Genomic DNA, 24921 nt, shown 5'->3' with positions numbered 1-24921 from the left:
AGCCAAAAACCAGACCGTTGCGCCAATCCCTCAGCGCGCCCGCCTAAAACTCAACCTCAGATGCCCCCAGTCTATCCTGAGCGTCCCCGCCACCTCAGCAGCGCCCCAGCGCCTCAGCAGCGCCGGTGAAGGGGGTTCTAAGGTTTACCCCACAAAGCCGCAAGCGGAAAAAGCAAAAAAGTGGAGAAAAGTTTGAAATCTCCATTTTACAACATAAAAACAAAAACTTAATGGATGCAATTACCGCGCAGGCACACCCAATCACCGCTCCAACTACCCGGAATCACTGCCACCAGATCATTGTCCACACAGTTACCCACAGACTCGGTCAAAGCTCACGCGGAATCGGCCTGCCTCAGCCGGGTCAGCAGGCCCGGTATCGGCAGACGCGCGAGCAGCAGCCCTATGATCGCGGCGAGATAGAGAAGTGGCTCCAGCTGGAAACCCTTCGCCAACATCACATAGTGGATACCGCCAAGCAGAACGGCCGGATAGACCAGTTTGTGCAGCTTGCGCCAGCGCGGGCCAAGTTTGCGTACTGACCAATTGTTCGATGTCACGGCCAAAGGCAGCAGCAGAATGAACCCGGTCATGCCGACAGTTATATAAGGACGCTTGAGGATATCAGCCCAAATCTGGCCAAGCAGCTGAACGTCCAGCACCAGCCAGACCAGCAGGTGCAGCGCAACATAGGCAAAAGCCAGCACGCCGATCGCTCGACGGAACTTCACAAGGCTCAAGCCAAGATGCTGGCGTAGCGGGGTTACCGCCAGACCAAGAATGAGCAGTTGCAGGGCCAGCTCCCCCAACTTATGTTCGAGCGCTGTGATCGGCTCGACCCCGAGCCCCCCTGTGAGCGCAAGATACAGGAACCAAGGGGCCGGAAGGGCCCCAGCCAGATAGACCGCCCAAACGGGGATCTTGCGTATGGCCTGGTTCACTGCTTGCATGGCTCAATAGTATTCCTTGAGGTCCATACCTTCATACAGGCTGGCGACCTCTTGTTCATAGCCATTGAACATGAGGGTCGGGATACGCTTGGCAAACAGACCGCCGCCGATCTGGCGCTCGGACGCCTGCGACCAACGCGGATGGTCCACATTCGGGTTCACGTTACTATAGAAGCCATACTCGCGCGGTGCGGACATGTTCCAGCTGGTGGGCGGCTCATCCTCGGTCAGAGTGATCTTCACGATCGACTTGATCGACTTGAACCCGTATTTCCACGGCACCACCAACCGCAGCGGAGCGCCGTTCTGGTTGGGGATCGGACGGTCATAGATGCCTGTCGCCATGATGGTCAGCGGGTGCATCGCCTCATCCAGACGCAGACCCTCGCGGTAGGGCCATTCCAGAATCGGGAAGCGCGTGCCGGGCATCTCATCGGGACGGTAGGCCGTTTCAAAGGCCACATACTTCGCGCCCTCCTGCACACCCGCCATATTCAACAGGTCGGCCAGTTCGAACCCGTTCCACGGAATCACCATCGACCAGGCCTCGACACAGCGGAAGCGGTAGATGCGTTCTTCGACTGTCATCTCGGAAATGATGTCCTTGAAGTCATATGTTCCGGGGCGATCCACCAGACCGTCGATCTCAATGCTCCAGGGTTCGGTCACGAGGGTATGGGCATACTTGGCCGGGTCGTCCTTGCCAGTGCCAAACTCGTAAAAGTTATTGTAGCTGGTGATCTCTTCCCAGGTGTTCGGCTCCAGCGCCTCTTGCGCCGCAGCGGGGCGGGCCATCGCGGTCAGCCCGACACCTGCCAGCCCGGACATAACCTGCCGCCGGTTCAGAAACGCCGCCCTTGGGGTGACGTCGGCATGTGTCAAAGTGTTGGTCCAGCGATGCGCCATTTGGGTCTCCGTATTGAATCCGCCTCAGGGTGAGGTAGTCCGCTGATAGCACAGAGCCAAGGAAACAGGCGTCACGATTGAGCGAACAGACTGTAACGCAACTGCGTCAGCCCGCGACTAATGCGTTTTGGGCGGCTGGTTCTAACAGTCTCAATTAGGTATGCGGGAATCATCCAATAGTTGATCAGAGTTGATCCCGTGCTCGTATTTCAGGCCTTTCCTTTTTCGCTGTCCGTTTTGTGGCGCTATATCATTGTCTTTCCCGTCCTGCTGGTCGCGCTTATCGTCTACGGGTTGATAGGCGGGATACTGAGCGCGCTGATCGGGCTGCTCATTCCGGGACTGTCGGTTTTGATTTCGTTTTTTGTAGGCGCATCCTCAGGCGTCATCCCGATGTTGGTCGGCAGCCGTTTGGGCCTGCAAGCCTGCGAGGTTTCTCCGAGTAACAGTTACCGCAAGTTTGTCTTTCCGGCGGTTATCTACGGCGCCGTCGAAGCCATTGGGATCAGTGTGGCCGCCGCGCTAATCGCCGCGCTCTCCATCGGTGCCGTCAGCGTAGGGGGCGGCGTTCCCGAGGACCCGGCCGCGTTCTTCGCGACCCTGTCGCCCGTGCATATCCTGATGTTCTCGGGTGTTGTGATCCTGCTCTTTGCAGCGATCTGCGCGCTAAGGGCCGGGTTTCTGGTGCCAATTGCCGCGGCCTCGATCGGGCGGGACCCCAATGGCCGCCCTTATACCCCATTCAACCATTTCGGTGCTTTCTTTCTGCAGCTTTTCGCCGTGGTGGCGATCAGCTTTGTCGGTGCTATCTTTTTCTTTGCTCTGTTTATCGTTGGACTTACCGCAATCTACGGTCCGAGCACACTGGTCAACGACGTTCAATTGATCGGCGAGATGACGGCCGGGACAGCCCCGTTTTCCGTCACTGCGCCGATGATCGCAACTGTCGTGGCCTATATCCTCCTTGCCAGCTGGGCCTTCAGCTATCAATGCGCAGGCGGGGTTCTGGCTTATCTGCGCCTCAGCGGTGGTGCCGCGCGCAAGACCCCAAGCACCGAGACATTGATTCAACCCACGCCGCAGCCCACGACCAGCTCAGGCCCCAAAATGAGTTCGGAAGAGCTGCGCGCCCTGCGTAAAAGCCGTGAGTTCCGCTAGGACGCCCCGTACGCCACAACAGACAGCACCCTTTACACAGAAGGGGTCAGCGCGGCACTCTACTTGACAGGTGGTACGGTCCGCGACACCGGTCGCCCGACCCTGCCACCCATCAGGGAGGATACCGTATGTGTGATATCTGCGTAGTGAATGCCGTCAAAGACAAGATGCTGTCCCGTCGGAGCTTCTTCAGGGCCGCCGCAGCCACTGGCGTGGCAGCCGCCGCAACAGGCGCGCGTGCTCCGGCGGCCTTGGCCGCAGGGCATGGCGGGGTCGAGGACATGACCCACACCCTCAGCCCCGAGTTTCCGACATGGGGAGGAGAACCCGGCGTCTCCGCCGAACAGGCGTTCAACTTTGCGGATCACGGGTTCAACCTGTTCAACCTGTCGATCAACGAACATACTGGCACCCATATCGATGCGCCCCTGCATTTCTCGGCCGACGGAACCTCAGTCGATGAGATTCCAGTGACAGATCTGGTTGCGCCGCTCTGCGTCGTGGATATCGCCGCCCGCGCCGCCGAAGATGCCGATACTCGCGTGACGCCCGATGACCTCAAGGCATGGATCGCGGCGAACGGAGACATCCCCGACGGCGCCTGTGTCGCCATGCATTCCGGCTGGGGTGGAAAAACGGCGACCGACGAGTTTCGCAATTTCGACGGAGAAGCGCAGCACTATCCCGGCTTCCACGTCGAGGCCGCCCAGATGCTGATGGAGGAAACCGGCGCGCGATCCTTGGCGGTCGACACGCTGTCGCTGGATCACGGCATGTCCGCCGATTTCGCCACCCACTACGCCTGGCTGCCCACCGGCCGGTTCGGGATCGAGTGTCTGGCCAATCTCGACCGCGTCCCAGCCGCCGGGGCCACCCTGGTGATAGGAGCGCCCAAACACAAGGGCGGCACCGGAGGCCCCGCCCGGATTTTCGCGTTGATCTAGAGGCATCTAAACGCAGAGACTTGTTCGACCTTCTCTTGTAAGCCGGGTGGATCTGCATCATCGTCCAAAATCCACCCGGTTCCTTGAGAAGACGCAAAACCAATGATCACAAGTCAACAAATGATGGATGCAACGGCCCTGCCCCCCGTGGCCGAACTCTGCTTTGATGCTTTTTCCGAACAGGATCTTGTGAACCTGATCATGCAAAGATCCAGGATTATTTTCGACCAACCTCGCTCTGGTAGAATAACCAAGGCATGGAGCGCCGGAAACACTGACCCCGCTCTATCGCTGGTCGAAAAACACGGTATCGAGTTGGCCAAACGAGCCGCTGCTGTCATTTATCTTGAATACCTGCAGATCCGAGACACGATCCAGGACCTGAATCCACGATCTGTCGCCGACATCGGGTGCGGCTACGCCATGTTTGATCTGTTTTTGTGGAAAGATCGCCAATGCAGCCTGAACCTCATTGATCTAGAAACCTCTGAGGAAAGGCATTTCGGTTATCAGGAAAAGGGAGCAGCCTATTCGAGCTTGTCTGTCGCTCATTCGTTTTTGACACAAAATGGCGTCGACAGTAGCGACATAACTTGCTTGAATCCCAGAACAGACGATCTGGGCGAGGTTGGAACGATCGACCTTGCCATGAGTTTCATCTCCTGCGGCTTTCACTATCCGGTAAAAACCTACGAGACGTTCTTCAAGACCGCCGTCAAACCGAACGGTGCCATAATTCTTGACCTGAGACCGCGTCAATCAAGAGAGGGCAGGCGAATCCTCAAAGAACTTGGATCAGTTTCTAGCCTTATTGACACTGAAACAGGTGGTACGGATCGGGTGCTGGTCAGAAAACAGTAGCAGATTGCCAATCTTTTGCTCATCTGCGTGACTATGAGTAGATCCGCGAACCTTTTGTTTTACGGTCCAGATTGAACGGTTTGGAACTCAACACCTTAAAGTGGCGACCCGCCGCGTTTGGCGGGTCGCCTTTCACTCAACGTATTTAATGCACTACGGCATCATCCGGGCGGGGCCGGTCGGAGGTGCCCAGCCGATCGCCGATGATCAGGCCTTCAGCGCCAGCGGTGACGGGGACGGTCTCGCCATCCTTGATCTCACCGGCCAGCAGTGCCTCGGCCAAGGGGTTCTGCAACGCACGCTGGATCACGCGCTTCAGTGGGCGCGCACCGAAGACCGGGTCATACCCTTCATCGGCCAGCCACTGTTTTGCGCCCTCGTCCAGAACCAGCTCGATCTTTCGAGCGGCCAGACGTTTTTGCAGACGTGCCATCTGGATATCGACGATACCATCCATATCGGCCCGCTTGAGCCTGTCAAAGATGATCGTTTCATCGAGTCGGTTCAGGAATTCCGGCCGGAAATGTGCCCGGACCGCGTCCATCACGTCGCGCCGCGCCTGCGCGCTGTCTGCACCTTCGGGCAACTGGCTGAGCGCCTGAGACCCGAGGTTCGACGTCAGGATGATCAGCGTCTGCTTGAAGTCTACGGTACGGCCCTGACCGTCAGTCAGTACGCCATCATCGAGAACCTGCAACAGCACGTTGAACACATCCGGGTGCGCCTTTTCAACCTCATCGAACAGCACGACCTGATAGGGTCTGCGCCGCACGGCTTCGGTCAGCACACCGCCTTCGTCATACCCGACATAGCCGGGAGGGGCACCAATCAGACGAGCGACCGCGTGTTTCTCCATGAATTCGGACATGTCGATGCGCACCATCGCATTGTCGTCATCGAACAGGAAGTTCGCCACGGCCTTGGTCAGTTCGGTCTTACCCACACCGGTCGGGCCTAGGAACAGGAACGAGCCCAGCGGGCGGTTCTCGTCATTCAGACCCGCACGCGCTCGGCGAACGGCGTTGGACACGGCGGTCACGGCGGCATCCTGGCCGATCACACGGGAATGCAGATCGTCTTCCATCCGCAGCAGCTTCTCGCGCTCCCCTTCCAGCATCTTGGCGGTTGGAATACCGGTCCAGCGTTCGACCACGGATGCGATCTGTTCCGGGCGCACCGTTTCCTCGGCCATCATGGCGTTGCTTTCGGCGTTTTCGGCCTCGGTCAGCTTTTTCTCAAGCTCGGGGATGATGCCGTAGGACAGCTCACCGGCCTTTGCCAGATTGCCTTCGCGTTTGGCGATTTCCAGATCAGCCCGCGCCTTGTCGAGCTGTTCTTTCAGATCACGCGCACCCGCGAGCTTGTCACGTTCGGCCTGCCACTGGGCGGTCATCTCGGCGGATTGCTCCTGCAGATCAGCCAGATCCTTTTGCAAGGTTTCCAGACGATCCTTCGAGGCCGCGTCGTCTTCCAGTTTCAGCGCCTCTTCCTCGATCTGCATCTGCAGGATCTGGCGATCCAACTGATCGAGCTCTTCCGGCTTGGAGTCCACCTCCATCCGCAACCGCGACGCCGCCTCATCGACAAGGTCAATGGCCTTGTCGGGCAGGAACCGGTCGGTGATATAACGATGCGACAAGGTCGCCGCCGACACCAATGCGGAATCCGAAATACGCACACCGTGGTGCAGCTCGTACTTTTCCTTGATGCCTCGCAGTATGCTGATCGTGTCCTCGACGGTCGGTTCGGTGACCATCACGGGCTGGAACCGGCGCGCAAGGGCCGCGTCTTTTTCCACGTACTTGCGATACTCATCCAACGTGGTCGCGCCGATACAATGCAGCTCACCCCGAGCAAGCGCAGGCTTGATCAGATTGGCGGCATCCATCGCGCCGTCAGATTTGCCGGCACCGACCAGCGTGTGCATCTCGTCGATGAAAAGGATGATCTCACCAGCGGCCTCGGTCACTTCGGTCAGCACCGCCTTGAGGCGCTCTTCGAACTCACCGCGATACTTCGCACCAGCAATCAGCGCGCCCATGTCAAGCGCCAGCAGCTTCTTTTCTTTCAGCGATTCCGGCACGTCACCGTTGATGATGCGCAGGGCCATACCCTCGGCAATCGCGGTTTTACCAACGCCGGGTTCCCCGATCAGAACAGGGTTGTTCTTGGTACGGCGCGACAGAACCTGCATCGAGCGGCGAATTTCCTCATCCCGCCCGATGATCGGATCGATCTTACCCTCGGCCGCGGCCTCGGTCAGATCGCGCGCATATTTCTTGAGCGCGTCATAGCCCTCTTCCGCCGACGCGGTGTCCGCGGTGCGACCCTTACGGATATCATTGATGGCTTCGTTCAGTTTCTGAGCAGAAACGGCCCCGGCTTCCAAAGCGTCCTTGGCTTTGGATTTGACCATGCAGAGCGCCATCAGCACCCGTTCCACGGGCACAAAGCTATCGCCCGCCTTGGTGGCAATCTTCTCGGCCTCGTCCAAAACCTTGGCGGTCTGGCCATCCATGTAAATCTGGCTCGCGTCGCCGCTGACCTGCGGGATTTTCCCCATCGCAACGTCCAGCGCTTCAACCACGCGGTTCGGCGCTCCGCCCGCGCGGGTGATCAGGTTGCTCGCCAGCCCCTGATCGTCATCCATCAATGCCTTTAGTATGTGTGTGGGCTCCAACCTCTGGTGCCCCTCGCGCAACGCAATGGTCTGCGCGCCCTGCACGAATCCCCGTGCCCGCTCGGTGAACTTGTTCAAGTCCATAGCATTCTCCTTTTCTCAAGCGCCCCGTTTTGATGCGCCCGCTTGGCGGCACGCGTCGATTGAGGCCTCACATTCAATTTGGGTAATGTCGGCGTGTATTCAAGATTGTCTTGGCAGAATAACATGATGCATGCTGGGAACCTGAATGATCTCGGTCAATTGCGAAAAAAACCGTCTTAGGAGCGCGCCTCTATGATCTCAGCCACCGCGCTACGCAGCTGCATTGCAGAACAATGGTCGCCCACCATTGGCGACCCAAGCGTGATCGGTTGGCTCACGGTTGCCGCATACGGTTTCGCCGCACTGCTATGCCTGCGCGCAAGGCGAAATTCCCACGTCCGATGGTTCTGGCTGATCCTCGCGCTGCTGTTGTTTGCTTTGATGATCAACAAACAACTGGATCTGCAATCCGCGCTTACGGCCAGCGCCCGCTGTCTGTCGCAGATGCAAGGCTGGTACGAGGATCGCAAGTCTGTCCAGATCGGCTTTATCATTGTTGTCGTGTTCAGCGGCTTCTGGGTCTCACTTGTCAGCCTCTGGTTCCTTCGTAAACACTTGCGAGAGGTCGGCATCGCCCTGATCGGCTTTGTCACTCTTATCTGCTTTGTGATGATCCGCGCCGCCGGGTTTCACAACTTCGATGCGTTTTTGGGTGCCGAGATCATGTCGATCCGAATGAACTGGCTTCTGGAACTATCCGGAATCGCCCTGATTGCGGCGAATGCAGCATGGGTGGGCAGACGCCGTCAGCCGCGCGGAATGGAGTATACCGAATAGCCGCCGGTTTGCGCCACCGGCTCTAACGTATATGTCTCGACCAAGGATTGTTCGGCGCTGCTGCCGGTCGGGCACGAGACAAGATCGGCGGTGTGATCCAGAAATTCGACGGTAAAGGCGCTCTCACCTGTAAGCTGGCACCAATCATCCTCGGATCGGTAGCCGCGGACCAGAGGCAGGTTGTCATTGGTCGGCGCGGGCGCCGCGCCTGTGTCAGATGTGCCTGAGGCGGGTTCATCGCAGGCGCCCATCATCAGCGCCACTCCCAGCAAGGCAAGCTTTCTCATCTTCTGTCCCTTCATGTGAGCTATTGATCGATTTGAGCCACTGTAACACAGATCATCCTCTTTCGATTGGACGGACCCGCATGGACAGTTGCGCCCGAACCCGCTAGGAGGCAGACGTTTGCCAGCAAGGAGACCCAACATGTCCGATGACCGCCTGATCGTAGCCCTTGACGTCCCGAACGCTCTGCAAGGTTTGGCGATGGCCGAACGGCTGGGTGATGCGGTGTCGTTCTACAAGATCGGGCTGGGAATGCTGACGGGCGGCGGTCTGGCTCTGGCCAATGAACTGAAACAGGACCATGGCAAGCGCATCTTTCTGGACATGAAGCTGTTCGACATCAGCAACACGGTGGAAAACGCGGTGCGTGGTCTGGCGCAGTTCGATCTTGATTTCCTGACCGTTCATGGCGACCCGCATGTGGTACGCGCGGCGAAAGAAGGTGCATCCGGCAAAGACCTGAAGATCCTTGCAGTAACTATCCTCACCTCGCTCAACCGCGATGATTTGGATGCCAGCCTGTTGAAGGCAGGCGATGTGCAGGATCTGGTGGTTGAGCGCGCGACCAAAGCGCTGGAGGCCGGAGCCGACGGTGTGATCGCCAGCCCGCAAGAGGCCGCGCTGATCCGCGCCCTGCCCCAGGCCGAGGGCCGCTTGATCGTGACACCGGGCGTGCGCCCTGCCGGGGCTGCTCTGGGCGATCAAAAACGCGTCGCAACGCCGGCCAGTGCGATCGGAGATGGGGCGGATCATATTGTTGTCGGGCGTCCTATCTATCAGGCGGAGGACCCGAAAGCCGCAGCCGAGGCCGTTCTGGCCGAGTTAAAATCATTGACACGCCACTGATCGCGGACGGGCATTCAACGCCTCAGACCTCCGAAACAGCAGTGATATCTTTACCTTAGGTCAATAGAGGGAATGTTCCCCTGATTTCCCCCTGTGCCCGAAAACACACAAACCCGGCACAAGTTTTAGGGAATAACGCGGCCACCTATCTAAATATAGCGTTTTGAGCGATTCTGGGGCGGAGTTACTCCCCAACGAACTACCTCTTCCTGTGGTTCGTTACCTTCCCCCCGCCCCAAGCGGGGGGTTTTCTTGACAGTGCGACTCTCAGCTCAAACCACTAGATTTCTGAAGACTGTCCAAGCCTCTGTTGCGTTCACACGAAAGCCGATAGACACTATAGCTTCGAACACCCAGAGCCACCCTTTTCGGGTCGCGAAAAGTAGCCATGCCCACGATCTGCCGCGAATGCCTGACCAGTTTCCCGGACGCGCCGCGCTGCCCGTCCTGCGGTAGCCCGCGGCTGAAATCGCACCCTGAGCTGTTTGACCTTTCGATTGCGCACATGGATTGTGACGCGTTCTATGCCTCGGTTGAAAAGCGCGACAATCCTGAATTGGCGGACAAGGCAGTGATTGTGGGGGGCGGGAGACGCGGGGTCGTTTCGACCGCTTGCTACGTGGCGCGCATCCGGGGCGTGCGCTCGGCCATGCCGATGTTCAAAGCGCTGCAACTGTGTCCGGACGCTGTGGTGATCAAACCGCGCATGTCGGTCTACGCCGAGGTATCTCGTCAGATCCGCGCGATGATGGATGAGCTGACGCCCAAGGTCGAACCACTGTCGCTGGACGAGGCTTTCCTCGATCTGTCCGGCACCGAACGCCTGCATGGCGCGCCGCCTGCGGTGATGCTGGCGCGTTTGGTCAAGCGCATGAAGGATGAATTGGGGCTGACAGGCTCCATCGGTTTAAGCCACAACAAGTTTCTGGCCAAGGTCGCCTCGGACCTCGACAAGCCGCGCGGGTTTTCCGTGATCGGGAAGGCCGAAACGGCTGACTTCCTGCACGACAAACCTGTATGGCTGATCTGGGGCATCGGCCCGGCAGCGCAGGAATCGTTGGAGCGCGCGGGGATCCGTACCTTCTCGGACCTGCTGCGCTGGGATCAGGAGGCGCTGACCGCGCGGTTCGGATCGATGGGGTATCGCCTGTGGCATCTGGCACGCGGCCAGGACAAGCGCCGGGTCTCGGCCCACGAACCGATGAAATCGATCAGCAACGAAACCACGTTTTTCGAAGACACCTCCAACCTCGAGATTCTGGATGGGCATCTGTGGCGCATGGCGCTGAAGGTCTCGGACCGGGCCAAGGCCAAGGATCTGGCGGGTCGGGTGGTGACGCTGAAGCTGAAAAAGGCCAATCACAAGATCATCACGCGCCGCGTTTCGCTGCGCGATGCGACGCAAATCGCGGATCGCATCTACAGAACCGCTCGCGGGCTGTTCGATCAGGTGGGAGATAAGGGTCCCTATCGCCTGTTGGGATGCGGGCTGTCCGATCTGTGCCCAGCGGAGCAGGCAGACATCTCAGGCGACTTACTGGACCCTAACGCGACACGCAGGTCTCAGGCCGAACGCGCCACGGATGAGATTCGCAAACGGTTTGGAACCGATGCAATCGTTAAAGGCCGCGCGCTGCGGTGACGCCTATTCCGCCGCCAGCCGCTGCGGTTCGGAACCGATCTCGGCAATCTCCGCGATCACTTGCCGCAGTATCTTGGAGAACGCCATGAAATTGGCATTGGGCGAGATCGTGTCTTCGTTCATGTAGATCGAGCGGTCGATTTCAACCTGAATCGCGTGTTGCTGACGACCAGGGCGACCGTAGGTTTGGGTCACATAAGCCCCAGCAAAGGGCGCGTTCCGCGCGACGACCAATCCCGCCGAGGTAAAGGCAGCCTCAATTCGGTCCACGATCTCGGTTGATGCCGATGCACCGAAACGATCGCCCAGCACGATCTCGGGGCGTGTGTTGCGTGCGGTACTGGCCATGGCCACCGCCTCATGCGGCATCGAATGGCAATCGACCAGAATCGCCTGCCCGAATTTCGCATGTGACTCCGCCAGCAAGGTCTTGAGGCGGCTGTGATAGGGGCGCCAATAGGTGTCGATGCGCAGGCGCGCCTCATCCATGGTCAGTTTGCCACGATAAATCGCACGCCCATTTGCCACCACGCGGGGAATCACCCCAAGCCCCGAGGCCACGCGCGGATTGTGCCCTTGCCGTTTTGCGCCTTGAATCAGGGCTGGGTCCAGTTCATCCGCGCTGCGGTTGAGGTCCAAATAAGCCCGTGGCATTGCCGCCTTGATCAGCGGCGCCCCGAAATCCGAGGCCGAGGCAAAGAGCTGATCTACAAAGGCATCTTCCGAGGATCGAATCACATCAGACCCCAAAACCGAGCGCTTCAGAAACGCCTCTGGATAGTCACGGCCACTATGCGGCGATGAAAAAACAACGCATGAACTGCGGTTTTCGGGCATATCCAGAAAATAGGAAGGGTTCTTCATGGTCTCTCCGTGTTCAGGATTAACATAGACTGGAAAATAGTTCTTCCAAACCCCTTGAACCCATTTGCGACTCCTTTTATAGACCCCGCTACCGGCGCGGGTATCCGCGCCCCATTTCGTTATGGGGCAGGACACGCAAAGGGACGTGGGCGGTTAGCTCAGCGGTAGAGCACTTCGTTGACATCGAAGGGGTCACAAGTTCGATCCTTGTACCGCCCACCATCTATTCACTGCTTCGGCTTGCCGGGGCACCCGACAAACCCAGGCGCTGGCCACGTCTTTGATGAAGGCGCCGCAGATTGGAGACAGACCCATGAAGGTCAAGAACTCGCTCCGCTCGCTCAAGAACCGGCACCGCGATTGCCGTATTGTGCGTCGCAAAGGCCGCGTCTACGTGATCAACAAGACGCAGCGCAAGTTCAAAGCTCGCCAGGGCTAAGAACTGCACTTATATCCTCGAAAGAACCGCGCCTTTGGGTGCGGTTTTTTTTGTGCCTGTTGGCTTTGTTCACCGTCGCTGCCCAAAGCGCTCCATATGTCGCACGATTTTTGTCGGGTTTCGCTTGCAAACGATATCCAATGCGTTAATTGAGTGTTTAACTCGGGTTTACCCCGGTGGAATACTCAATGTTGGGAGCAATCATGTTTAAATCCACGACCTGTATCGCGGCTGGCCTTGCGGCCATGGTCGCCACGTCCGCAGCAGCAGAAGGCGAGCTGAACATCTACTCTTCGCGCCACTACGACACCGACGAGCGCCTTTATTCGGATTTCGAGGATGCAACCGGCATCACCATCAACCGAATCGAAGGCAAAGCAGACGAGCTGATCGCGCGTATGGAAGCCGAGGGTGTGAACTCCCCTGCTGATATTCTGCTGACCGTCGACACCTCGCGGCTTGCGCGCGCGAAGAACGCGGGCGTACTGCAGACAATTGACAGCGCCGTATTGGAAGAGCGTATCCCGTCGAACCTTCAGGACAGCGACAACCAGTGGTTCGGTTTCTCGCAGCGGGCGCGCATCATATTCTACAACAAGAACGCGGTCTCTGAGCCGCCGCAAACCTACGCTGATCTGGCAGACCCCAAATACAAAGGTCAGCTGTGCATCCGCTCCAGCACCAATGTCTATAACCAGACCCTGCTGGCTTCGATCATCGAAAACGCCGGATCCGATGCCGCCAAAACCTGGGCTGAGGGCGTAGTAGCCAACATGGCGCGTGACCCGCAAGGCGGTGACACCGACCAGCTGCGCGGAGTCGTTTCGGGTGAGTGTGACCTTGCCGTGTCCAACACCTACTACTTTGCCCGTGCGATCCGGAAAGACGTCGATGGCGTCTCGGCCGAGCGGGACGTGATCGGCTGGGTGTTCCCGGATCAGGACGGCAATGGCGCGCATGTGAACCTGTCGGGTGGCGGTGTAGCAGCCAATGCGCCGCACAAGGACAACGCCATCAAATTCCTTGAGTATCTGGCAAGCGATCAGGCGCAGCAGTATTTCTCGGCCGGCAACGACGAATATCCAACGGTCGAAAGTGTCGCGGTATCCGAGTCCGTGGCCGAGCTGGGCGATTTCAAAGCAGACGATGTTGATCTGTCGGCCGTCGCCAAGAACCTGCCCGAAGCGCAGAAAACCTTCAACGAGGTTGGCTGGAAGTAAGACGCCTCCAAACTCAAGAAGTACAAAGGGCGCGGTAAATTTCGCGCCCTTTTTATTTTGCAATATTATATTTCAGAGCTATTATTCTCACATACGGAAACTATTCTCACAATTGATCAATGCTGGATTCCCTCTCAAGCCGCCTTGCCATCCGCCTAAAGGAGCTGCGCCAAAGCCGTGGCTGGTCATTGGATCAGCTGGCGGACAACAGCGGCGTCAGCCGGGCAACCCTGTCGCGTATGGAAAAGGCTGGGGTCAGCCCGACGGCAGAAACACTCGGCCGACTTTGCGCCGCGTATGGTCTGCCCATGTCGCGTTTGCTGATGATGGTCGAGGACAGTTTCGACCCCAAGGTCCCGTTTGAACGGCAACCCGAATGGCGCGATCCGGAAACAGGGTTCACGCGCCGATCCGTCTCACCCCCTTCAACCGGGTTGAGCGGTGAGGTGCTGGAATGCCACCTGCCGCCGGATACGGTGGTTCGGTACGAAACGCCTCCGAAACCGGGGCAGGAACACCACCTGATCGTTCTGGATGGAAGCCTAACGCTCACCGTGGACGGCACCGCGCATGCGCTCGGTGGAGGTGACTGCCTGCGATACCATCTATCCGGCCCAACACAATTTGAAACCGGCGCCACCCGGGGCGCGCGCTACATGCTGGTGCTGATATGATCACACGACTGACCGATGCCACCTTCGACGCGGCGCTCAATGACCTGACCGAGATCCTGCATGGTTGCGTGCATGCGGGCGCGAGTATCGGGTTCATCTTGCCGTTCCAACACGCAGACGCCCAGCGCTATTGGGAGACTCGCGTTCGCCCTGAACTGCGCGCAGGGGCCTTGGACCTGTTTGTTGCGGAAAGCGGAGGGCGTATCCGTGGGACGGTACAGTTGATTCCGGCCTCAATGCCCAATCAGCCGCACCGCGCCGATGTCGCCAAGCTTTTGGTCCATCCCGATGCGCGACGCCAGGGCCTGGGGCGCAGCTTGATGAACGCGCTCTTCGCTCGCTCATCTGAGCTGGGCAGAACAACGCTTGTGCTCGATACGCGCAGCACCGACCCATCGCGGATTCTCTACCAAGGCCTTGGCTTTCAAACCGCAGGAGAGATTCCGAACTATTGCCGCAACCCGTTCGAACCCGCGCTGGAGCCGACAACCTTCATGTTCAAAGACCTCCCCCAAGCGCCAAAGCCATAGACCGGAGACGCACATTGAGTTGATCTGTCCAGGTCGTCAGGTTTTCGGACGGAAAGCAGGCGACCCTCGCGACAGATCAAGAGGGACTATTTGAACAGAGGCCATGGGTGCCTCGTATCAAGAAATGAGCGATCCTTGCATGTGTAACGCAGTCACCCCGCAGTTCACTTTTCGATCTTGGTGATCTTAGTGCCCTGAAGACCGGCGCCTGCCATAAGCCCTTCTTGCCCAAAGATGATTGGCACGATGTCGCCCTGCAGATCGTTTGTTCCCATCGATGCCGACCAGCCTTCGTCACCGCCAACGAGCGTGGGACCACTGCCGACCTCCCACCCATCGTTGTTCTGCATATAGGCAAGGGCGTCGGAGTTGAGGAAAAAGAGAGCGTAAGAGAAATGCTGAATGCCAGCCTGAAAACCATAGGACGCACCGGCAATATTGTAGTACCCGGTCGTGACGCCGTTTTCGCGCATCGCGCCTTCTCCAAACTGACCTCCAACCATCAGGCCACCTTTGGTGATCCTGGGAAAAACCAAAATTGCGACTGCTTTGTTGGACAGATCCGCCGCCTCAGGGGAACTCGCGAGAAGTTGCGCCAGTGCTGTATCTACACTGGCGTCGATCTCAGACGCACTCGCCCCGTCCGCCGCATGCAGTACGGTCTCGCCTGCCGATTCAGCGACATCCCCAACCTTTTTGGCCGCATCAGAAACCCCTTCTGTCACTTTGTCTAAGAAGTTCTGAGCGTTGGCAGTTGAACTGCTTGAAAGGTGGAAAAAAACCACCATCGCGATGAAAGCCAAAGGCATAAAGCGCAGCATTTCTTCCTCCTCTCGGTTTTGTTTTTTGCAGAAACGTACCTGAGACCCTTCGCAGTGAAAACCCGTTGGCTAGCATGTGGTACGAACGCTTGCTTCGCATGGCTTTGGTGTCCGAAACCGCCAGCCTTCGACCGATTGTTTTCACAAGTGAATTTTCGCGGCCAGCCTAGTTCAGATACCGGTTGCGGAGGGTTTCAATATCCGCGTCCGTCAACCCAAGTCCCTCACGCAGGTAGTCCTCCACCGAGCCGTAGCTAGCCTCAACGCTCTTGTAGAACTCATCAAGATAGGCCTCTCGCACCCCCAACGACGGCCAGACTGCTTCCGACGTCATATTTGTCCCTTCGGCCGCATTGACCTCGGCTGCGATCTGCTGGGCCTTGTTGTCCGCGTCCTTGAGCGTATTGCTCATCATGAAATCCGATTGGATCTCGTCTTTGGAAACACCAAGCGCTGTCAGTACGAGCGCGGTCGCGACACCGGTACGATCCTTGCCGCCCGAACAATGATACAGAACCGCCTCACCCTCGGGCTGGTCCAGCAACACGTCGAACAGATCTCGATACTCTTCGGTGTAGTTAGTTGCGATATAGCCAAAGGTCCCTAAGAACAAACCATCTGTTTTTGCTTCGGTTGCCGTGCCCGCCCTGATGCTGGCACGCATATCATCAATCATCTGGCTTTCATTCTCCATCACTGGGAAGTGATGGCGCGCAGGCCCCTCTCCTTCGGGCCATTGCGCGGGATGCGCCGTTGCCTCGGACGTTGTTCGCAAATCAACGATTGCGCTGACACCCATATCGTCCAGGCGCTGCATGCTGGTTGCGCTGATCTGGTCGATCTCACCGGATCTGATGAGCTGCCCTGCGCGTACGGTGCGACCGTCCTGTGTTTCCAGGCCACCCAGGTCGCGTGTATTCAAGACACCCTCTAGCGGGATGGCACGATCCTCGGTCGCGAGAACTGGATGAAAGGTACCGGCGACAAACAGCAGGGTCGCAGCACCGATAGATCTGAATAGTCTCATGTCTCTCTCCATTGCTGTGTCGAGCGGGACCGTGATCGACGCGCCCCGAAGGGCGCGCCGTTGAAGGCTATTCTTGCCAGCTCATGAACACCTCGCGGGCCTCTTGGCTTTCAGGCCGCAGGTTTTCGATGCCGCCATAGGGGATATCTTTGCCGATCTCGGAGTTTGGATACTTGGCGATCATTTTCTGATGGCGCTTGATCATATCCTGGAACGAGGCACCGGCCCAAAGAGAGTATCCAACCAGCGGGTGTTCTTCGCGGGGGTCGCGATAGACGTTATAGGTCGGCGCTGCGGCCCCGGGGGCGCCGGGCGCGGGTAGATGCATCTTGAATTCCTGCTTGACGACCGAACGCAGAACCGGCCCCTCGTAGACGTACACGTAGTCGCGGCGGCCATTGCCCTCACCCTCAAGAAGCAGGGCGGTCTGGTCGATACCGTCAATCACCCGGTCGCGCGGGATGAAATCCGTTGCACCTGCGATGCGGGCCATCGTCGTGTAGATATCCGAGACGTGAAAGATGTCACCGGCAGCACTGTCAGCTTCAATCACTCCGGGCCAGCGAATGAAGGCATCTGTGCGGACGCCGCCCTCAAGATGCTGGGTCTTGCCGCCGCGATAGATCAACTGGTTCAGGCCCGACGTCCCCTCGTAATGATACATCAACCCGTTATCCGCCATGATCATGACGATGGTGTTGTCGACCTCGCCGGTCTCATCCAGTTTGGCCAGCACCTCTCCGATCCAGCCGTCGAGCAGTTGCAGCTTGTCGGCATGGAAGCCGCCGTTCCGCGACAGCGCCTGATCCGGGTAGGCGAAGTTCAGCGGGTAGAGCGGCCAGTATTGCAGAAAAAACGGCTCATCCTGCGCGGCGACTTGTTCAAGCTGCTCCAGTGCCTGCGCCTGATAGCGTTCGTTCATCTGTTCGTACTTGGCCTGCGTCCATTCTTCGCCCGCTTCCATGTCAACTTCGCGCGCGGCGCCGCCTGCCTGTGCCTCGACACCGGTGACCAGACCATAGGGCTTGAACCGTTCATCCAGCAGAAACTGGTTGTTCTGCCCCGAGGAGTGATATCCCAGCATGTTGTTGGCCTCCATGGCCTCGCGGGTCATCAGGCTGAGTTGAACCTGCTGGTGCAGCGGAAAAACCGCGTAGTCAAAGCCCTGATTGTGCGGATAGGCTTCTTCGATATCGCCCTGATGCCACTTCCCTACATGCGACGTGTTGTAACCGGCCTGTTTCAGGATCTCCGGCAGGGTAACCTCGCTTGCGGGCAGTCCCTCGCCGACCAGGGCAACCTTAACCTCTTCCACTCCGGCCCGGATCGGGTGCCGACCGGTCAGCATGGCCGTGCGTGTTGGCGTGCAGGAGGGCTCCGTATACATGCGCATCAGCGACATGCCTTCACTGGCGAAGTCGTTGATATTGGGGGTCTCGATCCCCATCACATAGTTCATCTTGCGCTCGCCCATCTGGCCGAAGCTGATGTCGTCGATAAGAATATACAGAAAGTTCGGAGGCTTGCCGTCATTGGCCTCGCGGATCTCGGCCAACCTAGCCTCAATCTCAGCATCCTGCGCGTCCCATTGATCCCCGAACTGGGCCCGCAGGAATTCGAACTCACCATCATGAACGATCGCCTCTTGCTGCGCGCTTGCAGGCATGACGCCCAGCATGGCAAACAAACAGGCTGCGACACTGGTCTTACCTAAGGCTTTAGTCACTCTCGGACCTCCTTTTGACACTCGTAGATTCCAACGCCTGAACGATCAGTTCGTGGCATTTTGCGGAAAGGGATTGATTTGACTGTTTTGCCAGCTCTGAAAGCTGGCAATGTTCCGAAGGCGTCAGGAACGTCACCACACGTTCGGATCGGGCATCCCCCTTCGGTAGCCGAGGGCGGCCCATTGTCGTATCGCTTGAAGACTCCGGCTTCACTTGACATTCCACCTATCGAATTCGTTACATTACCGGTAAACTGTCAGGATCTGGGGGTGGACCACATCAAGAATTCGCCAAATATGCGAAACGCGGCGCCGTCCGGTTGGGACGGAGCGTCACCGGCGATGGCCCTATCTCTTGATCATCCAAACAGAATCGGAGAGCTCACGCATTGGGAGATCGACTTTCGGCAGCTTGATCCCGGGCGGTTGTCCACGGCGATAACCGTGCGTTCAGGACAGGCTGTTTCTGCCCTCAACATCGCGATGAACCAGCGTGTCCACCAGCGTGGTGTCTCGCCTGACGGATGGAAGACGTTTGGAATCCCCACGCGCGGTGCAATCGAAAAGTGGCAGGCCAAAGACGTCACGGACAGCGCCTTTCTGGTCTTCGGTGATCGGGATGGCTTTGATGGCATCACGACCGCAGGGTTTTCAGGAAGCGTTGTTTCGTTTGCAACCGAAAGGCTGGAAAAGCTGGCCGAAACCTGCGGGTTTTACATCGAGGGCAACGAACCGGAAGCCCGCAAATTGGGCACCAATGCGGGGTTGGCCAGCATGGCGCGACTGCAGGGGGCTGTCGTCCGGTTGCTGAACGACGCAACTGCCAACTGGTCTCAGGACACTGAAGAGGCGCTGATGCTTGAGGCCCTCAAGATCCTGACCGATACGGACGCGCATTTTGACAAAAGCCAAGCCGAGACCAGGCGGCGCGCCCTGAGCCGCGCAATTGATCTGATGCTTGCCAATCTGGAGGACCCGATCTCAATCGAAGAGATCTGCAAAGAATGCGCGGCCTCGTGGCGCACATTGGACCGCGCCTTCAAGGAACAGTTCGGTCTTGGTCCAAAGGCGTACTATATGCGGCTCCGACTAAACCGGGTTCGCGAGGACCTGCTGAACAGATCCTTCGATGGCTCAATAGCGGATGCTGCCAACCGCTACGGGTTTTGGCATATGGGTCAGTTTGCGAAAGACTACCGACTGTTTTTCGGCGAGCTGCCTTCGGATACAAAATGAGGTGACGGCTGGAGGATGGCATCAATTGCATTGATCATACCTGTAGTCCCCGTATTCCAGCCAGTTTGCCGAGCCTTCGCTAAAAATCAGAAACTCGGATCTGTCTTCCCCAAGCAGGGCAACGACAAATCCGGCGGGCGGCTCATAGCTTCCGAAATAGCTGTAGGCCGTCATAGCTCTGATCGACTCACCATTGACCGTTACTCGCGCGTCCCATTCTCCCTCCGGGTTATCCAAAATTACGGGTTCAATGACACGCTCTACCGCTCCGCCACCACAATAGACGATGCCTTCAGGGGGTTCGTAGGAGGCGCCCTGGCTAGCACCTGAATCGCAGGCGGAACGAAGGGACCGAATTGCCGCGCTGGAACCTTTCAATTCAAAGATTCCGTAGCTCACATCTTGATCAATCATAGACAGATTAACGGATGCATTGGCTGCAAGCTGGTCCAGTACAAAACCATAATCCTGCTGGCTATTGAAACTGACTTCGACAGGATAATTGTCGACGATCTGCACAGCAGCGTTTTCTGCGCCAACCTGAAATGCGCCAACTTCAGTGGTACCGTTCTTCAAAAATCGAATGGAGAGCCCCTGCTTATCCACGATGTCCTGGCTGTCCTCATATCCGGCCGGAGCAAAGTGGATACGGTTACACTGAAGTTCCAGCGTCATGTTTCCGGTCTGAATAAAAGCATTAGGATTAGGCCCGGAGTTGAACGACCACTCCGCTGATGCTGTGGTCGCCATAGCCATCAGTAGCATTCCAATGGAAATCGTTTTGAAACTCATTTTCTCTCTCCATGGTGTTGTGGTTCGTGCCGTCATTCAGCCAGAGTTGCCGGCCCGTTACCCAGGCAACAAGGTTAGGAAACAGGTGCACCGTATTCGTTTGCGCCTTCTTGGGAAGGTCGCGTCAGCCACCAGATCATCAGGATGGACAGAACCAATTGAAGAATTGAGACAACAACAATACCGGTCACGCCCAGGACGGCCGCAGGTCCTCGTAATGCATCGGGGTTTTCGGTCCCTTGCTCCAATACCGAAAAGAACGCCACCCCACCCAGCATAACAAAAAGCGTTGTAATGCTGAGCGCCATAGGCAGTAGCAAGTACCAGCCAGGTCGTCCTGTATCATGCAACCTCCGCCAACCGGCGGCCAGCATTGGTATGAGAACGGCCAGTTGGAAAACAGAGGAAAGAACCCGAGATCCCTGCCCGGTTTCGGGGTTGGTCCCGAATATGATTGTATCCAGCACAGCTAAAGCCGCACTCACGAGTACCACAAACAAGAAGAACCACCAGTATTCTGAGCGCATAGCCCGACCGGAGAACTGGAAGTATTTCGAGAAACACGTTTTAACGGCTTCACCAAATCCCATTTTTCAATCCTTTCTTCGTTTCTGTGCGGCCTCAGAACGCCTCGCGGACCCAAAAGCACGCATTCGCCCTTCTGGGTTTTCCCGCCTTCTATTTTTTTGAACGCCAAAAAACCTATCTTTCAAAAAGGTAGCGAAATTTACGCGCGGAAAAAATGTTGATTTATGAAAAATAAGATTCAAACATGCGAATTCTACTAAGCATTATTTGACCCCAGTTGTTATCGGCCCCGGCAATCAACTCAATATCGTTCTCCCGACCAATCCGTTGGCGACAAATCTTTGGGATAGGTAAGCATCGGATCGAGCTGTGCTCAATTGGCTGAATAGAAACGGGCGCTTCAAAAAGGAGCATCCAATTTCATTAACTTCGAAGGACCCTGATGGAGAAGAAAATGACCAAAAAGACAGTGATGATTGCAGGCACAACTTTGTTTGCATTGCTTGCGGCATGTGACGAAACGAGTACGTCGGGCGCATCTGCCGAACCCACACCTGCTCAGCAGGCATGTTTGCGAGATGTGGCCAAAACCACGAACAACTCGCAAGTCGTTGTTCTCTCGTCCGCGTTTAGCGAAGCTGGAACACAAGTCACTGTCGGTGTTGGTGAGGATCGCGCTCCTTGGAATTGTATTGCTTACACCGATGGCGCGACAGCTGGTATCGAGTTCCTGGGCGACGAAGGCGCACTGTAATCTGGTCGCTGTGTATCTCGAAAGCACCAGTCGAGATCAAATTTGAACAACGGTAAGCTCAGACATTCAAACCTCGTAATAGGATTGGGTTCTAACATGCTCAATCATGCTAAGGTTGTGGAAAATGCCCGTATCAAACTCGGTTGTATTTGCGATCATCTGCACTTTTGTGGCTATTGTATCGGTCCCAAAATACAGCATGGCCCAAACTTGGGACATAGCATCCCAGCACTCTGTCAGCGGCGTAACGGTGTATGATACGGATGAGCTGCTAACTTTTGCCGGTCAGTTGGCCTTTGATCGCTCAGGGCGCATCACGGCGGCGGATGTCGCATCAACGATCACGCAGATCTACCGAGAAGACGGTTACTTCTTGGCTGAGGCCTGGCCTGGTCCCGATGGGCAGAGCATTGTTGTTGATGAAGGGCGTATTCAAACCATCGAAATTGAGGGTGTAGATACGCGCACGTTCCAAACCTTGGAAAAGATCTTTCGCCCCCTCACCACCGCATACCCAATAACTCTCAAACGATTTGAGCGGGCAGTTATGCTCGCCGAGGACATACCAGACTTGGACGTGTCGACCGAACTTGATTACCCGGATCAGGGTGGTGCTCGGCTTAGGGTATTGGGAGAGCCCTTGCGCAAACAAGCCGGCAGCGCTACACTAGACAACCCTCCGCGTGAGCTTGGAGAAGCGCTCAGCTTCTATATCGTACAAGAATTTTATTCGACGCTGACCGTCGGGGATTTGCTTCGATTTGAGGGGTCAGGCAACTACAATTGGGACAAAGACGACGAACACTCATTGTGGGGCGCTGTTACCTATCGCACGCCGCTGAACAGCAATGGTCTGTACGGTGAGGTTTTCTACGGAAACATAAACGCAAAACGTGACCTCTCGGGGGATTTTGCGAGAACAGATGTTGATGGCGAGAACTTCACCGTCGCGTTGGGTTACCCCGTGATCCGCGACGTGGCCCGCTATGGTTATCTTCTGCTGGATTATCGCCTTTCCGAAGCGGACTCAGTCAGTGGTGGCGTTCCACTATCCAGTGACGCAAGTGTTGTTGGCCTGACATATCTCTACGGCCAAAACTATCCAAAAGGACAAGCTCTGGAAGCGGGGATAACCTTGTCTTTTGGCGACAATGACAACGACACGACAGACGCGAATTTTGACGACGGAGACTCTTCGTTCTGGCATCTGCGGGGCGGCATTGGATACGAAAGCCCGCTTACGAGCTTGTCGCCCAACACAGCTTGGCGCACTGAGATTTGGGGGCAGTACACAACCGACCGGCTGCCCTCAGTCGAGGAATACTTCCTTGGTGATCGCTATGCTTTGCGTGGGTATCGGTTTGACGAAGTGGATGGTGATTCCGGGATTTCCGCGATTTTCGAAGTGTCTCACTCCTACTTTCCAAGTTCCCAAAGCATTCATCGCTTAACGCCCTTTGTCTTTTTCGACGTGGGCTACATCTCGAACAATGACCCTGCGAGTTTTGAAGTTGATAATGCTACACTGGCCTCGACAGGTCTGGGTTTGGACATTGAGTTTAAGCAAAACCTATTCCTGTCCGGATATGTCGGTGTCCCTTTGAGAGACGGTCCGTTGACTGACTCTGGAGATCCTGGCGCGTATCTTGCTCTGACAACAAGTTGGTGAGGATGTTATGAAACTGAACCGCATTGCTTTAATTGCCGCAGCTTGTTTGTTTGCAGAACTGGCCGCGACGCAGGTCGCCGCGCAGGGAAATCATTACGGTTGGTGCCGTGGCGTAGGGAATCCGCACCGGTCGAGCCAAGGATGTGGGCAGGCCGGTGGGCAAGGGGTAGGCAATCAAATTACCGGCCCAACGCAACCGGTAGCAAATCAATTGCCGCCTCAGGGAACACAGCAAACACCCACGTCCGTTGCTGTGCCGGTCCTTGCGCCGGGCGCGGTCCCGAACGCAATTCCCGGTCGGGTTCCGATCGCAACGCCAATAGCGGTTCCGGGGCAAGTTCCAACGCCGATCGTAGCGCCGACGCTCGCTCCGCCCTTGGTGCCAAATCCGACACCAAACCGGGTTCCGACAGCCGTTCCCAATCAGGTTCCGCCATTGGCTAATGTGCCGCCGCAAGTTCCGACTGCGACTCCTAATCAAGTTCCGATAGCTGTCCCTGGTCAGGTTCCACCTCAACCCAATGTGCCGCCCCTTGTGCCAACAGCGACACCCAACCAAATACCAGTCGCTGTTCCCGGTCAGATCCCGCCTCAGCCTACCGGTCAAACTGCTGTGCCACCGCTCGTACCGACTGCAACTCCTAATCAGGTTCCCATTGCGGTTCCTGGCCAGGTTCCACAGTTAACACCAAGACCCACGGCTACTCATGTGGCCGTCCCAGGACATCAGAATCCACAAGGTGTCGTGACAATCATGCGCCCAAGGCCGAGGCCGACAACCGGTACTGTTCAGCAACCTGGCTCAACACAAGTGACCCACCATTTTACCCGCCAAAGCAATTCAAAGAAACACGATCACGTCGCAGCAACACCCGGACGGCATGACCCGCACGATCTACCGAGATTCCGCAACGCGGCAGCCAACGAAAACTGGGAATGCGTTGCCAGCGGATTTGGACAGCGCCGGTATGATGCTGGTCGAGGCGTGTTGCTGAACAACGGAGCGTTGCGGCACCTTGGAAACGTGGACGCAATGGCACGGGATGTACCTGCAAGGCATCCAAAACACTCAGGCTGCATTATATCGGTCAAACGAAAGCGGCGGTGACAAGGTTTGTTGGATTGTAGGTTTACGAATTGCATTTCACACACCTAAATCTTGTGTAGGTGAGCGCGGAACGCTGCGCCGCCGTCACTGACTACATTCAGAAAATTACTGAGTACACGCCCATAATCTTGCGCGCCGTTTGCGCAATAGTTTGCACGATTTACCCAAAACGCTGCTCTGTTCAAAGAGCCTATCAATTGCTGGCAGTTGTCAGGCAAACCCATCAATTATAGGCGTTATTTCTCAATCAAAGTTGCACTTTGACTAGCAGAGTTCAGTCCCTTCGAGAAGGATGCAAGGCAACTGACAACGACTTGGGACTAGTTCACCGATCTTCTTGCCGAGCATCAAGACCAGTATTTGGTACAGTCTTGTTACAAGAACAGAAACCTTGATCAGC

Annotated in this window: 23 protein-coding genes and 1 tRNA gene; 14 read left to right on the top strand and 10 right to left on the bottom strand. The window is 56.9% G+C overall.

All coding sequences use genetic code 11. The features are described from left to right. Positions 1-335: 335 nt before the first annotated feature. Positions 336-950: a protein-methionine-sulfoxide reductase heme-binding subunit MsrQ gene (gene msrQ, locus ACR0I8_RS05835; protein WP_170689299.1), complete on the bottom strand. Its 615-nt coding sequence runs from the start codon at positions 948-950 to the stop codon at positions 336-338. A gap of 3 nt (positions 951-953) precedes the next feature. Continuing rightward, positions 954-1856: a protein-methionine-sulfoxide reductase catalytic subunit MsrP gene (gene msrP, locus ACR0I8_RS05830; RefSeq protein WP_170689300.1), complete on the bottom strand. Its 903-nt coding sequence runs from the start codon at positions 1854-1856 to the stop codon at positions 954-956. Positions 1857-2054: 198 nt separating this feature from the next. Between msrP and ACR0I8_RS05825 the strand changes: the two genes are divergently transcribed. From ACR0I8_RS05825 to ACR0I8_RS05815, 3 genes are all read left to right on the top strand, one after another. Then, positions 2055-3014, top strand: coding sequence for a hypothetical protein (locus tag ACR0I8_RS05825; protein ID WP_170689301.1), 960 nt, complete (start codon positions 2055-2057; stop codon positions 3012-3014). A 128-nt stretch (positions 3015-3142) separates the two neighbouring features. After that, complete coding sequence (locus ACR0I8_RS05820) at positions 3143-3958, top strand: cyclase family protein (protein ID WP_170689302.1); 816 nt, start codon at positions 3143-3145, stop codon at positions 3956-3958. A 102-nt stretch (positions 3959-4060) separates the two neighbouring features. Further along, complete coding sequence (locus ACR0I8_RS05815; protein WP_170689303.1) at positions 4061-4819, top strand: class I SAM-dependent methyltransferase; 759 nt, start codon at positions 4061-4063, stop codon at positions 4817-4819. A 145-nt stretch (positions 4820-4964) separates the two neighbouring features. Here the strand turns inward: ACR0I8_RS05815 and clpB are convergent, their stop codons facing one another. Further along, the gene (gene clpB, locus ACR0I8_RS05810) at positions 4965-7583 is read right to left on the bottom strand and encodes an ATP-dependent chaperone ClpB (protein ID WP_170689304.1); all 2619 of its coding nucleotides are present in this window, start codon (positions 7581-7583) and stop codon (positions 4965-4967) included. Between the two features lie 192 nt (positions 7584-7775). Between clpB and ACR0I8_RS05805 the strand changes: the two genes are divergently transcribed. Next, complete coding sequence (locus tag ACR0I8_RS05805) at positions 7776-8360, top strand: isopropylmalate isomerase (protein ID WP_170689305.1); 585 nt, start codon at positions 7776-7778, stop codon at positions 8358-8360. Here the strand turns inward: ACR0I8_RS05805 and ACR0I8_RS05800 are convergent. Further along, positions 8330-8647 (bottom strand): hypothetical protein, encoded by a 318-nt coding sequence (locus ACR0I8_RS05800; RefSeq protein ID WP_170689306.1) that lies wholly within the window; start codon positions 8645-8647, stop codon positions 8330-8332. The genes ACR0I8_RS05805 and ACR0I8_RS05800 overlap by 31 nt on opposite strands. Before the next feature lie 139 nt (positions 8648-8786). On the opposite strand from ACR0I8_RS05800, the gene pyrF reads away from it, so the two are divergent. Then, positions 8787-9491 carry an orotidine-5'-phosphate decarboxylase gene (gene pyrF, locus ACR0I8_RS05795; protein WP_170689307.1) on the top strand — a complete coding sequence of 235 codons (705 nt, stop codon included), beginning with the start codon at positions 8787-8789 and terminating at the stop codon, positions 9489-9491. Between the two features lie 388 nt (positions 9492-9879). Further along, a complete protein-coding gene (locus tag ACR0I8_RS05790; RefSeq protein WP_170689308.1) occupies positions 9880-11133 on the top strand; it encodes a DNA polymerase IV in 1254 nt (417 codons plus the stop codon). A gap of 3 nt (positions 11134-11136) precedes the next feature. Here ACR0I8_RS05790 and ACR0I8_RS05785 read toward each other — a convergent pair whose 3' ends face one another. Next, positions 11137-11997, bottom strand: a complete 861-nt coding sequence (locus ACR0I8_RS05785; RefSeq protein WP_170689309.1) for an N-formylglutamate amidohydrolase — start codon at positions 11995-11997, stop codon at positions 11137-11139. Between the two features lie 147 nt (positions 11998-12144). Between ACR0I8_RS05785 and ACR0I8_RS05780 the strand changes: the two genes are divergently transcribed. The 5 genes from ACR0I8_RS05780 (at position 12145) to ACR0I8_RS05760 (ending at position 14860) form a co-directional block, all read left to right on the top strand. Then, positions 12145-12219, top strand: a tRNA-Val gene (locus ACR0I8_RS05780). A 91-nt stretch (positions 12220-12310) separates the two neighbouring features. Continuing rightward, complete coding sequence (ykgO, locus tag ACR0I8_RS05775) at positions 12311-12436, top strand: type B 50S ribosomal protein L36 (protein WP_008755722.1); 126 nt, start codon at positions 12311-12313, stop codon at positions 12434-12436. 203 nt (positions 12437-12639) lie between these two features. Continuing rightward, positions 12640-13656: a Fe(3+) ABC transporter substrate-binding protein gene (locus ACR0I8_RS05770; RefSeq protein ID WP_170689310.1), complete on the top strand. Its 1017-nt coding sequence runs from the start codon at positions 12640-12642 to the stop codon at positions 13654-13656. A 119-nt stretch (positions 13657-13775) separates the two neighbouring features. Next, positions 13776-14330, top strand: a complete 555-nt coding sequence (locus tag ACR0I8_RS05765) for a helix-turn-helix transcriptional regulator (RefSeq protein ID WP_170380113.1) — start codon at positions 13776-13778, stop codon at positions 14328-14330. Continuing rightward, a complete protein-coding gene (locus ACR0I8_RS05760) occupies positions 14327-14860 on the top strand; it encodes a GNAT family N-acetyltransferase (RefSeq protein ID WP_170380112.1) in 534 nt (177 codons plus the stop codon). Before ACR0I8_RS05765 ends, ACR0I8_RS05760 begins: the two co-directional genes overlap by 4 nt. A gap of 164 nt (positions 14861-15024) precedes the next feature. On the opposite strand, the gene ACR0I8_RS05755 is transcribed toward ACR0I8_RS05760, so the two are convergent. The 3 genes from ACR0I8_RS05755 to ACR0I8_RS05745 form a co-directional block, all read right to left on the bottom strand. Beyond that, positions 15025-15681: a lipid-binding SYLF domain-containing protein gene (locus ACR0I8_RS05755; RefSeq protein WP_480702853.1), complete on the bottom strand. Its 657-nt coding sequence runs from the start codon at positions 15679-15681 to the stop codon at positions 15025-15027. Positions 15682-15847: 166 nt separating this feature from the next. Then, positions 15848-16708, bottom strand: a complete 861-nt coding sequence (locus ACR0I8_RS05750; protein ID WP_170689311.1) for a tyrosine-protein phosphatase — start codon at positions 16706-16708, stop codon at positions 15848-15850. Positions 16709-16775: 67 nt separating this feature from the next. Next, positions 16776-18434: a sulfatase-like hydrolase/transferase gene (locus ACR0I8_RS05745; RefSeq protein ID WP_480702851.1), complete on the bottom strand. Its 1659-nt coding sequence runs from the start codon at positions 18432-18434 to the stop codon at positions 16776-16778. 342 nt (positions 18435-18776) lie between these two features. Between ACR0I8_RS05745 and ACR0I8_RS05740 the strand changes: the two genes are divergently transcribed. Beyond that, complete coding sequence (locus tag ACR0I8_RS05740) at positions 18777-19670, top strand: helix-turn-helix domain-containing protein (RefSeq protein WP_170689312.1); 894 nt, start codon at positions 18777-18779, stop codon at positions 19668-19670. 21 nt (positions 19671-19691) lie between these two features. On the opposite strand, the gene ACR0I8_RS05735 is transcribed toward ACR0I8_RS05740, so the two are convergent. Both ACR0I8_RS05735 and ACR0I8_RS05730 read right to left on the bottom strand, forming a co-directional pair. Continuing rightward, entirely contained in the window at positions 19692-20462 is a 771-nt protein-coding gene (locus ACR0I8_RS05735; RefSeq protein ID WP_170689313.1) for a hypothetical protein, read from the bottom strand. A 74-nt stretch (positions 20463-20536) separates the two neighbouring features. Continuing rightward, entirely contained in the window at positions 20537-21052 is a 516-nt protein-coding gene (locus ACR0I8_RS05730) for a DUF805 domain-containing protein (RefSeq protein ID WP_170689314.1), read from the bottom strand. 392 nt (positions 21053-21444) lie between these two features. Between ACR0I8_RS05730 and ACR0I8_RS05725 the strand changes: the two genes are divergently transcribed. Together ACR0I8_RS05725 and ACR0I8_RS05720 are read left to right on the top strand one after the other, a co-directional pair. Next, positions 21445-21744, top strand: coding sequence for a hypothetical protein (locus ACR0I8_RS05725; protein ID WP_170550033.1), 300 nt, complete (start codon positions 21445-21447; stop codon positions 21742-21744). Positions 21745-21868: 124 nt separating this feature from the next. After that, positions 21869-23413 (top strand): ShlB/FhaC/HecB family hemolysin secretion/activation protein, encoded by a 1545-nt coding sequence (locus tag ACR0I8_RS05720; RefSeq protein WP_170689315.1) that lies wholly within the window; start codon positions 21869-21871, stop codon positions 23411-23413. The last annotated feature ends 1508 nt before the right edge of the window (positions 23414-24921 follow it).

This window comes from Ruegeria sp. BG9, assembly GCF_056538305.1.
This window is presented reverse-complemented; position numbering and strand designations above follow the sequence as displayed.

Coding starts and splice junctions, on each gene's coding strand:
- ACR0I8_RS05760 (WP_170380112.1), top strand. CDS start 14,327: ATGATCACACGACTGACCGATGCCACCTTCGACGCGGCGCTCAATGAC.
- ykgO (WP_008755722.1), top strand. CDS start 12,311: ATGAAGGTCAAGAACTCGCTCCGCTCGCTCAAGAACCGGCACCGCGAT.
- ACR0I8_RS05725 (WP_170550033.1), top strand. CDS start 21,445: ATGACCAAAAAGACAGTGATGATTGCAGGCACAACTTTGTTTGCATTG.
- ACR0I8_RS05735 (WP_170689313.1), bottom strand. CDS start 20,462: ATGAGTTTCAAAACGATTTCCATTGGAATGCTACTGATGGCTATGGCG.
- ACR0I8_RS05720 (WP_170689315.1), top strand. CDS start 21,869: ATGCCCGTATCAAACTCGGTTGTATTTGCGATCATCTGCACTTTTGTG.
- msrP (WP_170689300.1), bottom strand. CDS start 1,856: ATGGCGCATCGCTGGACCAACACTTTGACACATGCCGACGTCACCCCA.
- ACR0I8_RS05740 (WP_170689312.1), top strand. CDS start 18,777: ATGGCCCTATCTCTTGATCATCCAAACAGAATCGGAGAGCTCACGCAT.
- ACR0I8_RS05730 (WP_170689314.1), bottom strand. CDS start 21,052: ATGGGATTTGGTGAAGCCGTTAAAACGTGTTTCTCGAAATACTTCCAG.
- ACR0I8_RS05765 (WP_170380113.1), top strand. CDS start 13,776: ATGCTGGATTCCCTCTCAAGCCGCCTTGCCATCCGCCTAAAGGAGCTG.
- ACR0I8_RS05820 (WP_170689302.1), top strand. CDS start 3,143: ATGTGTGATATCTGCGTAGTGAATGCCGTCAAAGACAAGATGCTGTCC.
- ACR0I8_RS05770 (WP_170689310.1), top strand. CDS start 12,640: ATGTTTAAATCCACGACCTGTATCGCGGCTGGCCTTGCGGCCATGGTC.
- ACR0I8_RS05750 (WP_170689311.1), bottom strand. CDS start 16,708: ATGAGACTATTCAGATCTATCGGTGCTGCGACCCTGCTGTTTGTCGCC.
- ACR0I8_RS05815 (WP_170689303.1), top strand. CDS start 4,061: ATGATCACAAGTCAACAAATGATGGATGCAACGGCCCTGCCCCCCGTG.
- ACR0I8_RS05785 (WP_170689309.1), bottom strand. CDS start 11,997: ATGAAGAACCCTTCCTATTTTCTGGATATGCCCGAAAACCGCAGTTCA.
- pyrF (WP_170689307.1), top strand. CDS start 8,787: ATGTCCGATGACCGCCTGATCGTAGCCCTTGACGTCCCGAACGCTCTG.
- ACR0I8_RS05800 (WP_170689306.1), bottom strand. CDS start 8,647: ATGAGAAAGCTTGCCTTGCTGGGAGTGGCGCTGATGATGGGCGCCTGC.
- ACR0I8_RS05805 (WP_170689305.1), top strand. CDS start 7,776: ATGATCTCAGCCACCGCGCTACGCAGCTGCATTGCAGAACAATGGTCG.
- clpB (WP_170689304.1), bottom strand. CDS start 7,583: ATGGACTTGAACAAGTTCACCGAGCGGGCACGGGGATTCGTGCAGGGC.
- ACR0I8_RS05790 (WP_170689308.1), top strand. CDS start 9,880: ATGCCCACGATCTGCCGCGAATGCCTGACCAGTTTCCCGGACGCGCCG.
- ACR0I8_RS05755 (WP_480702853.1), bottom strand. CDS start 15,681: ATGCTGCGCTTTATGCCTTTGGCTTTCATCGCGATGGTGGTTTTTTTC.
- msrQ (WP_170689299.1), bottom strand. CDS start 950: ATGCAAGCAGTGAACCAGGCCATACGCAAGATCCCCGTTTGGGCGGTC.